The sequence below is a fragment of the Burkholderia sp. BCC0322 genome, from assembly GCF_902833045.1.
In the GTDB taxonomy this organism is placed as follows: domain Bacteria; phylum Pseudomonadota; class Gammaproteobacteria; order Burkholderiales; family Burkholderiaceae; genus Burkholderia.
On sequence record NZ_CADFDU010000001.1, the window covers coordinates 200,285 to 211,623 of the forward strand.

Genomic DNA, 11,339 nt, shown 5'->3' on the forward strand with positions numbered 1-11,339 from the left:
AGGATTCCGGCCGACGCGGCCCTTCGCGGCCGCGCGCCGGACTGATTGTCGATCGTCGATTGCGCGCGTCGGCACCGCATCCGGCATGCCGTCGACACGCGAGGGTCGCGCGGGCGCAGCGATCGTGGCGCCGCACGGAAGTATGGCGCACATCGAACGGGCGGCCGCCGGTCTGCGCATCGGCGACGACGGCCCGGCACCCGCGACATGGTCCGGCCCGTACCGGCCGGCTTCATGCGCGGCCGCACCGTCGCTGGCCCGCCAACCTTTGTACCACCGGCCGTGCGCGATGAAATGACGCGCGACGGATACCGACTATTGGTGCGCCCGCGGACGCTGCGGCGCAGCATCACGGATAGCGCCGCCGCCCGATTTCCTTTCGAACACCTTGAACCGGTGCCACCTGTTACAAATACTGGGTATTCGGGGCTTCCCTGTCATCCTGAAAATCAACTGATCCGTTCTTATCCGGTAACGATCGGTAAAAAGACGCTGCATTGCACACTAAATGTTTGTTGTTAAGCTCGAACGGCGGCCTTCGTTGCCACACGCGGGCTCGACACAAGCGGGTTGCAGAATTAGTCAGCGTGCGTCGCCAACCGACCGACGGCAATCCCCCAACCTCACACCGACAATGCAAACAACCAACGACCTGCTTCCCGGCTGCGACGCTCGGGAATCGATGGGCGCAATCGACCGCTATCGCGCACCCGCGCTCGACAAGGGTCTCGACATTCTCGAACTCCTGTCGGAGCAGAAAGAAGGCCTCACCCGCACCGAAATCACGAAGGAACTCGGCCGCAACGCGAGCGAGATCTACCGAATGCTCGAACGCCTCGTCGCGCGCCGCTACGTGATGCGCTCGACCGGCGGCGACCGCTACACGCTCAGTCTCAAGCTGTTCTCGCTCGCGCACCGGCACCCGCCGATGAGCCGGCTCATTGCCGAGGCGTTGCCGCCGATGCAGCGTTTCGCCGACGCCTCCGAACAATCGTGCCACCTGTCTGTCTACGATCGCGGCAACCTGCTCGTGATCGCGCAGGTCGACGGGCCCGGCCCGTGGGGCGTGTCGGTCCGGCTCGGCTCGCGCGTCGGGCTCGCCGATACGGCATCGGGGCGCGTGATGCTGGCGTTCCAGAGCGCCGAGCAGCGCGCGCACATGCTCGTCGAGCACCGCAAGGTCAAGGGCGAAGCGCCGCTGAACGAGCAGGAGCTCGCGCACGCGTGCCAGTCGATCCGGCAGGACGGTTACCTGCGCCAGGACAGCCGCCAGGCGTACGGCGTGACCGACCTGACCGCGCCAATCCTCGGGCCGTCCGGCCATGCGATCGCGGTGCTGACGTGCCCCTACATGCGCCGGATCGATACGCACATGGCGCCGTCCGTCGACGCGGTCGTCGAAGGGTTGCGCGACACGGCCGCCCGTTTGTCGATGTGCCGCGACGAGACCTGCTGACGCGCAGGCTCGGCGGAGCGCACCGGGTATGGCGCCGTTGCGTCGATCCCGGTCGCGCGCAACACCTGCGCGCGGCGCGGCGCACGGCGCCATATCGTGCGCCCACGGCGCTACGCTAAAATAGCGGCCCTCTCAAAAACTACGGCGGCCGGTTGTCTGGGCCGCCGTGTCCGATGGATGTCATGGCCAAACTTCTGAACGATCAAGAATTCCAGCGTTTCTCCGAACTTCAGCAGAAGCAGGCAAGCTTCACGATCACGCCCGAAGAGGCGGACGAGTTGCGCGATATCGTCGCGCGCGCGCAGAAGAAGCGCGACGATCGTGCCGCCGCAATGCAGGCGATCGAGAACTACATCGAGCAGTTCGACATCACGCCCGACGAACTCTTCTCGCCCGAGCAGATCGGCGACGCGGCCCGCACCTACGGGCTCATCACGGCGACCAAGAAGGAACGCACGCTGCCGCCGTCGATCACGTTCAACGGCAAGCCGTACCAGTGGACCAAGACGCTTCCGGACGACGTGCGCGGCGCGCTGTTCGAAGCATTCACGTCCGGCGAATCGGTCAAGCGCTTCATCGCGATGCCGAAGGACACCGCGCGCTGTGCACTGACGATCGCCCGCCTCGAGCGCGAAACCGGCGCTGTCTATGCCGATCCGCACCTCGAGGAACTCGCGATTTCGCGCGACCAGGTGAACGACGCGGCATCGAAACTCGCTGCCTGAATGTAGTCACGGGCACGGTTCATGCGTGCCCGCCCCCTGCGTGACGCCGGCCTTGGCCGGCGCTGCGCTTGCGGGAACCGTGCGTCCGGATGCTCCCGAAAAGTCTCACCTTGGCATCCCGCAAGCGCTCACCCAAGCCTCCCGAAAAAGCTCACCAAGACTCCCGAAGACCCTCACCCAAGTCTCCCGGATGTTCTCACCGACGCTTCCCGCAGATCCTCACCAATGCGCCCCGGAAAGGCTTCCCAATGCCTCCCGGAGACACTCACCGGCGCTTCCCGGGAAGGCTCACCAAGCGCTCCCGTATCGGCTCACCACCGCCATCCCGGAGAAGCTCACCGGCGGCTCCCGAAAAATCTCACCTTTTGGGCAAGTTCGAATTTTCGAGGGTGGAATGCGGCAGTCAATGCGTGCAGACGCCTTGCGGAAAGCAGCGACGCAGGACGGATATCGCGGCGCGCGGTACGCGTCTCGCGGTGCCTGATCGGCGCCATGCGTGCGTCGATATTTCCGTTGCGAACAGGCGCCGACACGTTCGCGGTTGCTTCGCTCGCCAGGCAGGTTCGACTGCCCTGCATTCCTGTCGGAAACCATCCACAACGTGCCGGGAGGCGGAGGCGCCGACTGCATGCAACCTCTGCGTGCGTCGCGCCGACGACACCCGCTACGGCTGCAACTTCATCCTGAAGCCCACGACGCCCGGCTCCTCCGTCGTCGACACCGCAAACCCGCACGCCTTCGCCAGCGAGATCATCGCCGAGTTCTCGCGCAGCGCCTCGCCGATCATCCATGCGGTTCCGCGCGAGCGCGCGTAGTCGATGATGCGCGTCATCAACAGCCGGCCTAGCCCCTTGCCCTTCTGATCGGGTCGTACCGCGATCGCGAACTCCGCCGTTTCGTTGTCGGGATCGGCCACCGCGCGCACCACCGCGAGCGTGTGGTCGCGCCCCGACACATCGGTGAACGACACGATGAACGCCATCTCACGGTCGTAATCGATCTGCGTCATGCGCGCGACCTGCGAATGATCGAAGCTGCGCACCGCACCGAAGAAACGCATCCGCAGATCGTCCGGTGTCATCGCGCCGAGCAGTTCGTTGTGCGCGGCCTCGTCCTCCGGACGGATCGGGCGGATCGTCACCGTCTCGCCGTGCCACTCGAGCGTCTGCTCGAGATGACGCGGATACGGCATGATCGCGAGCCGGCTGCGCCCCGCCGCCAGCGTGATGCGCGGCGCGATCACCTGCGCGCGGTCGGACAGCACCCGCAGCGTGACCGACATCGCAACGACTTCGCGCACGTCGCAGACCACCTGCGACAGCGCCGTCAACGCGTCGAGCGTCGGCTCGATGGGCGTGCTGCGTGCATACGGCGAGCGCTCCATCACCGCGCGGGCGAGCACGGTGTTCAGCGGCGGCAGGCCATAGACGACGAACGGCGCCGATACACCGTCCGCGGGCGGCACGGCATAGCGAAACACCGGGCCGAAGTTCGAATCGTCGTACATGTCGACGGTGACATCGACGACTTTCCTCCCGGCCGGCTCGACGACCGGCTCGCCCTGCAGGCCGAAATGGGACAGCCAGCGCAGCGCGGCTTCGCCGGTCATCTCATGCTGACCGGCTTCGACCATCCGGCGCGCATCGGCCTGCGCGGATGCAACGCGCTCGGCCGGCTGCAGCGGCGTACCCTCCGGCGTTTGCATCAGCAGTTGCCGCCCGAGGTTGTAGTCGACGAGACGCGCATGCGCGCGCGCGAGCCGCTTCGGCGTGGTATGCACGGGAATGCCGTTCGCGTGCAGTGCATCGCGCGTCGCCGCGTCGACCGCGCCGAAGAAACACGCGAGGATGCCGCGATGCGCGTACTGCCGTGATTCGATCAGCGTGTGCGCAACCGCATCGGCCGGCGCGCTGTGGGAAGTCGAATGGACGACGAACAGCGTGCCTGTCTGCGGGAACGGCGCGAGCGCCTTGAGCGCCGCGGCAAAATGCTCGGGGCGCGCATCGTCGCCGAGCGCCAGCGGATTGCCGGGTGACGCGAGATGCGGCAGCGCAGCCGACACCGCCGACGTGGCCGCGGGCGACCAGTCGGCCAGCACGTCGCGTACCTCGGCCACCGCATCGACCGCGAGTTTCGCGACACCCGCATCACTCGTCACGAGCGTGGCCGCGCCGCGCGCCGTGACGCGGCCGACGCCGAGCGTCTCGATCTCGTCGAGCAGATCGTCGAGCGCATCCACACGCACCATCCCCGCGCGCTGGAACGCCGCCGTATAGAGTGCGTCGCCGGGATCCGTGCGACCGGTGCGCAATGCAAGCACCGGCTTGTTGCGTGCGGCCGCGCGCGCGGCCGACATGAACTTGCGCGCGGCGCACACGGTATCGAGTTCGAGCAGGATCGCGCGCGTGCCGGGATCGCTCGCGAGATAGTCGAGCACGTCGCCTGCATCGACATCGGACTCGCCGCCGAGCGCGACGACATGCGAAAAGCCGAGGCCCCGTGCATCGGCCCAGCCGAGCACCGCGTTCGTCAGCGCATTCGATTGCGACACCCATGCGACGCCGCCCGATCGCGCCGTATAGGCCGGCGCGCCGAAATGCGCATGCCGCGCAGGCGACAGCACGCCGAGGCTGCCCGGCCCGACGATACGCAGCACGAACGGCTTCGCCGCCTTCAGCGTGCGATCGAGCGCGGCGCGATCGGCGTCGGTGCGCGCCTCGCCGACGATCACCGCGGCGCGCGTGCCAAGCTCGCCGAGCTTGCGCACGATGCCGGCCCAGGTCGCGGGCGGCGTGCAGATCACGGCCACCGACGGCGGCGCGGGCAACCGGCCGACATCGGCAACGACCGGATGCCCGTGCAGGTCGCGATACTTCGGATTGACGGGCCACACGGGCCCCTCGAATGCACCGTCGAGCACGCGCGACCACACCATCGCGCCGATACTGCCCGCGCGCGACGACGCGCCGACGACCGCAACGGACTTGGGCTGGAACAACGCGTCGAGATGGCGAACGGTCACATCGGCTCCCTGCGGTAACGAAAGACGACCCGATCGGCATGCGGCACGGACAGCCCGTACGCCGATCGACGCGAACCCCAAGCATAGGCGAAGCGCATGCGGCTGCCTATATGCCGAACGGCCGACTGTTCGACCCACGTCAACGCTTGCACCATGGGCCTGCAATACGAGCACGGAAGCCATCGCCGCGCGCCGGCCGAGCAGATTCGCTCGGCGCACCCGGTGCAGGCATGCGGCGCGACGCTGCGTCCGCTTCCTCAAAGGTGAGGATTTACGGGAGCCATGGTGAGTATCTTCGGGAAATGCACGGCGCCACGCGCAAACACGCGAAAGGTGATCGGAATTCGCTGCATGCGTGCACCACGAGAATGGCGCAGGCCAATGCGCATGGGCTGCGCAATTGCGCGGCTGTTTACCGGAATTCGCCGCGATATGCCGTCGAATCGCAGCGAATACGCAAAACGTGATTCGTTAATTGCGCGGTGTCGCCATTCAGTACGCCGTCGGAAATCGCGCCGGGAATGCACAAAAACAAAACGGTGCGACGGCCGCATGGCCGTTCGCACCGTCAGTCAATACGCGAAAGGTGAGGTTTTTCGGGAGTCAGTCCTTGATCAGGAAACGTGCGCGGTTCTTGCCGAGCCACGCCGGCGAGCGCCCGCGGCCACTCCACGTTTCGCCCGTCTTCGGGTTCAGGTATTTCGGCGGCGACGTACGCTTCGGCTTTGCTTTGGCAGCGGCCGCGCTCACCGGACGAAACCCGAGCTCTTCCGGCGTAATGTCGTATTCCTCGATTTTCGCGCGGATATCGGCAATCGCATCGGCAATCGCCTTTTCGCGTTCCTTGTCGATCTTTTCCTGAAGCCGTTCGAGCTGCGCGGTCAGTTGCCTGTAGGTCGCCATATCGATGGGACTCCGTGAGTGTTATTCGTGAAAAATAGATGACTCTCAGCCAACAGTAAAACGCTTCGCCCGCTCGTGGTCCCCTCGGCGGGTTATCTCGGGATCAGTAACCGCTCTTCTTCTTGCACGCGAAGAGAAGATTTCGCGTGGCGTCATCACTCGATTGCTGAAGCACTTCGAAATCCCCGTTGCAGATCGCCCGGGCGTTGTCCGTGCAATTGCTCCAGTCGCTCCCGGTGCATTGCACCTGGGTAGTCGGACGCCCGTCCGAAGTGAACAGCGGCGCGCTGCCGCCACACCCGCCGAGCCCTGCAACCAGAGCCAACACGATGGCCGCCCGAGGCCGCCGACAGACCGACGCAAGCATGTGTTTCATCGTTGTTCCCGTCAACCTTTTTTTGAATGTCGCGAGTATGCCATGCGCAGCCCTTCGGCCGTCAGTTCGGCGTACGGCCGGGTTGCCCGCGCGCCTTGTACGGCAAGCTCTTGCGTGGATCGTCGGTGATGCGAACGAACACCTGCTCGACGTCGGGAAGCGCCTCGAGTTCGCGCTGCAACGCCTGCCGATCGAACGCCGTGTCGGCACACCCTTCGACATAGATGAAACGTCGCTGCACGGTGATCCACAGGCTCGTGCCATGCAGTCGGTCGGAGCCGGCGAAGTGCGCCTTCACGGCGTCGGCGATCGGTGCGTCATACATATAAGAATTCGGCTTCGTGCAGCGATGCGCGAGCCAGCAGGTGGTGCCGCGTTCGGCGCGGTAGTGCGCGTCGTCCGTCATCTCGGCCCGGGTCATCCACGGGCCGAGCGGCAACGGGCATTCGGCCACGTCCCGCGACAGCGCGATGAACGGATCGTTGTACCAGTTGCGCCGCGCCTCGGGCGCATCGGTGTCGCCGGACTGCGCGAACGCAGAGGTCGCCAGCAACAGGGTCAACCACCCCGCGATGCCGATCCGTTTCATCGTGATCTCCTGTTCGATGCCTCTCGTCCGAGCGCGTCGGTTTTGCCGATCGGCTTACCGGTCGATGCCCAGCGCCGCCAGTTTCTTGTAGAGCGTCGCGCGACCGATCCCGATGCGTGCCGCCGCTTCCACCACCTTCCCGCCGCATGCCGCCAGCGCATCGGTCAGGAACTGGCGCTCCCACGCCGCCAATGCATCGGCATACGAGGCGGCCGGCGCAGCAGGCACCTCGCCCGCGCGCCGGTCGACCGGCGACACGACGAGCGGCTGAGCCGGTGCGGCACCGTCCGTCGATACGCGCACCGGCCCGAGGAACGGCGCGAGCGCGCGCGCATCGATCACCGACCGGTCGGACAGCATCAGCGCGCGTTCGAGCGTATTGCGCAACTCGCGCACGTTGCCCGGCCACGGATACGCACACAGCATCCGCAGCGCATCGTCGGTCAGCTCGCAATGGGCGGCGCGCCCGTGCTGCGCGGCCAGCTCCTCGAGCGCCGCGTAGACGAGCGCCGCGATGTCGGACGCGCGCTCGCGCAGCGGCGGCGCGTGGATCGTCAGCACGTTCAGCCGGTAATAGAGATCCGCGCGAAAACGCCCGGCCGCGACCAGCGCCGGCAGGTCGGCGCTGGTGGCAGCGATGATCCGGACGTCCGCGCGCACGATCCGGTTCGAGCCGACCGGCTCGAATTCCTTGTCCTGCAGCACGCGCAGCAGCTTGCCCTGTAGCGGCAGCGGCATGTCGCCGATCTCGTCGAGAAACAGCGTGCCGCGATCGGCCAGCTCAAACTTGCCGACGCGCCCCTTGCGATCGGCGCCCGTGTAGGCGCCGGGCGCCGCGCCGAAGAATTCGGTTTCGAGCAGCGTATCGGGAATCGCAGCAACGTTGACGGTCACGAGCGGCTGGAGCGCACGTGCCGACGCCGCGTGAATCGCATGCGCGAGCAGTTCCTTGCCGGTGCCCGTCTCGCCGAGCAGCAGCACCGGCGAATCGACCTGCGCGGCGCGGCGCGCCTGGCGCTTGGTTTCGAGGCTCGCGGCGCTCGTGCCGACGAAGCTCGCGAACGTGTATTTTGCGCGGCGCGCCTGCGCGAGCGATCGCTGCGTCGCGATCAGCTGCTGCTGAAGCTGTGCGTAGCGGGAAAAGATCGGCGTGAGCGTCTTCAACTGGTCGAACAGCGCGAAGCCGATCGCGCCGACCGTCTCGCCCGCCTCGTTCTTCAGCGGCAGGCGCGTGACGACGAGCGGCTCGCGGCCCGTCTCCATGATGTCGAGCAGGATCGGCTGCCCGGTCGAGACGACCTCGCGCATCAGGCTGTTCGGGATCACGGCCTCGCAGTCGAGGCCGACGGCCTGCTGCGGATCGGCGAAACCGAAGCGCGCCGCGTACCGCTCGTTCATCCACACGACGCGCGCATCGCGATCGACGACCACCGTGCCCGCACTCGAATCCTCGAAGGTCCGGAACAGCGACTCGGCGGCGCGCCGCAACACGTCGCCGTAGTTGACGGGCAGGCGGACCCAGTCGTTCATCATCGTGTCTTCGTCTCCGTGTATTTTCGACCGGCTGTCTCCAGAACGAGACGGATTATCTCACTCTGGAGACATGCCGCAAGGCGTTGCCCGGGAAAGCCCTGTCCGATTCCACGGGCTGGCCGGACGGCCATTTCGTCTCCGGATGGAGACGTTTTATGTAGAATCCTCAGACAACGACCGGCGCGGGCCCTCCGGTCTCCGGCGGACCCACGTCCGGCGGCGCAATCCGGCCGATGGCACGAAACCTGCACGAACCTGAGCCGGTCCGCGACGCGTCGCGCGATCGAACAACTATCAAAGCCATTAGGAGACTCCCCTTGTCTTTCGTGATCGTCCTCGCCGCGCTGGCGTTCCTGATGTACGCCGCGTATCGCGGCTACAGCGTGATCCTGTTCGCGCCGATCGCCGCACTCGGCGCGGTGCTCCTGACCGAACCCGCCGCCGTCGCACCGGTCTTCTCCGGCATCTTCATGGAGAAGATGGTCGGCTTCGTCAAACTGTATTTCCCGGTATTCATGCTCGGCGCCGTGTTCGGCAAGGTGATCGAACTGTCCGGGTTCTCCGAATCGATCGTTCATGCGGCGATCCGCTACATCGGCCGCTCGCGCGCGAATGCGGTGATCGTCGCGGTGTGCGCGCTGCTCACCTATGGCGGCGTGTCGCTGTTCGTCGTGGTGTTCGCGGTGTATCCGTTCGCGGCCGAACTCTATCGCCAGAGCAACATTCCGAAACGGCTGATGCCCGGCGCGATCGCGCTCGGCGCGTTCTCGTTCACGATGGATTCGCTGCCCGGCACGCCGCAGATCCAGAACATCATCCCGACCACGTTCTTCAAGACGACCGCCTGGGCCGCGCCGGCGCTCGGCACGATCGGCTCGCTGTTCATCGTCGTCGTCGGCCTCACGTATCTCGAATGGCGCCGCCGCTCGGCGATGGCGAAGGGCGAGGGCTACGGCACGTCGCTCGTCAACGAGCCGGAACGCGTCGAGGCGACGTCGCTGCCGCACCCGGCGCTCGCGATCCTGCCGCTGATCCTCGTCGGCGTGTCGAACTTCGCGTTCACGAAGCTGATTCCGCAGTGGTACGGCGCCGCGTCGTACACGGTCGCGCCGGACGTGCTGCCTGGCGTGCACGCGCCGGTCACGACGTCGATCAAGACCGTCGTCGCGATCTGGTCGGTCGAGGCCGCGCTGCTGCTCGGCATCGTGCTGGTCGTGCTGACCGCGTTCAATCGCGTCAGCGACCGCTTCGCGGCCGGCTCGAAAGCCGCCGTCGGCGGCGCATTGCTCGCCGCGATGAACACCGCGTCGGAATACGGCTTCGGCGGCGTGATCGCCGCGCTGCCTGGCTTCCTGGTCGTCGGCGATGCGCTGAAAAGCATCCCGAACCCGCTCGTCAACGCGGCTGTGTCGGTCAGCTCGCTCGCCGGTATCACGGGCTCGGCGTCGGGCGGCATGAGCATCGCGCTCGCCGCGATGTCGGACCTGTTCATCAAGGGTGCGCAGGCCGCCAATATCCCGCTCGACGTACTGCACCGGGTCGTCGCGATGGCGAGCGGCGGCATGGACACGCTACCGCACAACGGCGCGGTGATCACGCTGCTCGCGGTCACGGGCCTCACGCACCGCGAGTCGTATCGCGACATCTTCGCGGTCACGATCATCAAGACGCTCGCGGTGTTCTTCGTGATCGCCGTGTACTACACGACGGGGCTCGTGTAACACCCGCCACAGCGGCCCGCCGCCGGGCCGCTGTCCGCCGGCTGCGCACATGCGGCCGGCTGCTCCTCCGCTCCCCCCCTTTTGCCGGGCGCCGTCCAGGCACGCTCCGCCGGCTCACGCATTGTTGTCTGCAGCAGAACACTACGTTGGGCGTAGCGGCATTTTTCGCGAGTCGGGCGAGGCCTACACTGCTTTCGACGGTCGCCGTATGCGATCGGCACCGTCGAAAACCTGGAGGTATCCGCTCATGAATCCGCTGATCCGCACCATCGCCCTGGCTGCCGCATTCGCCGCTCCCCTCGCCGCGCACGCGCAAGCCAACCAGCCGCTCACGCGGGCCGAGGTTCACGCTGAAGTGGCTGCATTGAGAAAGGCCGGCTTCCAGCCGAGCGACTGGTTCTACCCGGCCAGCATTCAGGCCGCCGAGGCGAAGATCGCCCGGCAGCAGGGTGCGTCGCGGGCCACGGGCGCCGGTTACGACAATCGCGGCGCGTACGCCACGGGCCAATAGCCCGGTTTCGAATCCACCGGCAGCGTGCGCGTCAGCGCCGCGTTCCCGGCCTGCGCAGCGCGCACCACGCCGCCCGCTCAGCGCGGCTCGATGCTCGCTTTCGCGTAGGACTCGCGCTCCAGTTCGAGTATTTCCGCGCACAGCTGCAGGTGCGTGCCGGGCGGCGCGACGACGTGCCGCTTCAGTTCCGCCAGCACCTGCTCCGAAAGTTCGCGCTTGACGTCGGTCGTCCGGCCGCTCAGCACCGCGAGCTTTGCGTGGACGAACGCGCGCGGCGCAGGCGACGTTCCGACCGCGAACGTATCGAACCGCAGCGCGCGGCTCTTGATGTCGCGTTCGTCGAAATGGCCGGACGCGGCAAGCGCGGCATTGAGCGCGCGCAGGGTCGCGCCGGCGTCGAACCCGTCGAGGTTCGCGGAATATTCGAGCGTCAGGTGGGGCATGGTGTCGGTGGCCTCGCTGGTATCGGGAAAAACGCCGGACGGCATCCCGAAAGCCTGCGC

At 66.7% G+C, this 11,339-nt stretch carries 10 protein-coding genes; 4 read left to right on the plus strand and 6 right to left on the minus strand.

From position 1 onward, the window contains the following. Positions 1-634: 634 nt before the first annotated feature. Positions 635-1,456: an IclR family transcriptional regulator gene (locus HWX39_RS00940; protein ID WP_175965153.1), complete on the plus strand. Its 822-nt coding sequence runs from the start codon at positions 635-637 to the stop codon at positions 1,454-1,456. A 173-nt stretch (positions 1,457-1,629) separates the two neighbouring features. Next, positions 1,630-2,181: a hypothetical protein gene (locus HWX39_RS00945; RefSeq protein WP_034181621.1), complete on the plus strand. Its 552-nt coding sequence runs from the start codon at positions 1,630-1,632 to the stop codon at positions 2,179-2,181. 664 nt (positions 2,182-2,845) lie between these two features. On the opposite strand, the gene HWX39_RS00950 is transcribed toward HWX39_RS00945, so the two are convergent. From HWX39_RS00950 to HWX39_RS00970, 5 genes are all read right to left on the minus strand, one after another. Then, on the minus strand, positions 2,846-5,203 hold the full coding sequence (locus HWX39_RS00950) for a GNAT family N-acetyltransferase (protein ID WP_175965154.1): 2,358 nt from the start codon (positions 5,201-5,203) through the stop codon (positions 2,846-2,848). A gap of 603 nt (positions 5,204-5,806) precedes the next feature. Next, a complete protein-coding gene (locus tag HWX39_RS00955; RefSeq protein WP_175965155.1) occupies positions 5,807-6,106 on the minus strand; it encodes an H-NS histone family protein in 300 nt (99 codons plus the stop codon). A 103-nt stretch (positions 6,107-6,209) separates the two neighbouring features. Then, positions 6,210-6,482 (minus strand): hypothetical protein, encoded by a 273-nt coding sequence (locus HWX39_RS00960; protein ID WP_175965156.1) that lies wholly within the window; start codon positions 6,480-6,482, stop codon positions 6,210-6,212. 61 nt (positions 6,483-6,543) lie between these two features. Further along, positions 6,544-7,071, minus strand: coding sequence for a BON domain-containing protein (locus HWX39_RS00965; protein ID WP_011353745.1), 528 nt, complete (start codon positions 7,069-7,071; stop codon positions 6,544-6,546). Positions 7,072-7,125: 54 nt separating this feature from the next. Then, the gene (locus HWX39_RS00970; RefSeq protein ID WP_175965157.1) at positions 7,126-8,604 is read right to left on the minus strand and encodes a sigma 54-interacting transcriptional regulator; all 1,479 of its coding nucleotides are present in this window, start codon (positions 8,602-8,604) and stop codon (positions 7,126-7,128) included. Between the two features lie 317 nt (positions 8,605-8,921). Here HWX39_RS00970 and HWX39_RS00975 point away from each other — a divergent pair, with 317 nt between their 5' ends. Then, a complete protein-coding gene (locus tag HWX39_RS00975; RefSeq protein ID WP_175965158.1) occupies positions 8,922-10,325 on the plus strand; it encodes a GntP family permease in 1,404 nt (467 codons plus the stop codon). 247 nt (positions 10,326-10,572) lie between these two features. Next, positions 10,573-10,836, plus strand: coding sequence for a DUF4148 domain-containing protein (locus tag HWX39_RS00980; RefSeq protein ID WP_175965159.1), 264 nt, complete (start codon positions 10,573-10,575; stop codon positions 10,834-10,836). Between the two features lie 77 nt (positions 10,837-10,913). On the opposite strand, the gene HWX39_RS00985 is transcribed toward HWX39_RS00980, so the two are convergent. Then, positions 10,914-11,324 carry a 5-carboxymethyl-2-hydroxymuconate Delta-isomerase gene (locus HWX39_RS00985; RefSeq protein WP_244134866.1) on the minus strand — a complete coding sequence of 137 codons (411 nt, stop codon included), beginning with the start codon at positions 11,322-11,324 and terminating at the stop codon, positions 10,914-10,916. Positions 11,325-11,339 lie beyond the last annotated feature (15 nt).

Excerpts from the sequence above, each read along its gene's own strand:
- HWX39_RS00970 (WP_175965157.1), bottom strand. The coding sequence starts at position 8,604 with ATGATGAACGACTGGGTCCGCCTGCCCGTCAACTACGGCGACGTGTTG.
- HWX39_RS00955 (WP_175965155.1), bottom strand. The coding sequence starts at position 6,106 with ATGGCGACCTACAGGCAACTGACCGCGCAGCTCGAACGGCTTCAGGAA.
- HWX39_RS00985 (WP_244134866.1), bottom strand. The coding sequence starts at position 11,324 with ATGCCGTCCGGCGTTTTTCCCGATACCAGCGAGGCCACCGACACCATG.
- HWX39_RS00940 (WP_175965153.1), top strand. The coding sequence starts at position 635 with ATGCAAACAACCAACGACCTGCTTCCCGGCTGCGACGCTCGGGAATCG.
- HWX39_RS00980 (WP_175965159.1), top strand. The coding sequence starts at position 10,573 with ATGAATCCGCTGATCCGCACCATCGCCCTGGCTGCCGCATTCGCCGCT.
- HWX39_RS00965 (WP_011353745.1), bottom strand. The coding sequence starts at position 7,071 with ATGAAACGGATCGGCATCGCGGGGTGGTTGACCCTGTTGCTGGCGACC.
- HWX39_RS00960 (WP_175965156.1), bottom strand. The coding sequence starts at position 6,482 with ATGAAACACATGCTTGCGTCGGTCTGTCGGCGGCCTCGGGCGGCCATC.
- HWX39_RS00945 (WP_034181621.1), top strand. The coding sequence starts at position 1,630 with ATGGATGTCATGGCCAAACTTCTGAACGATCAAGAATTCCAGCGTTTC.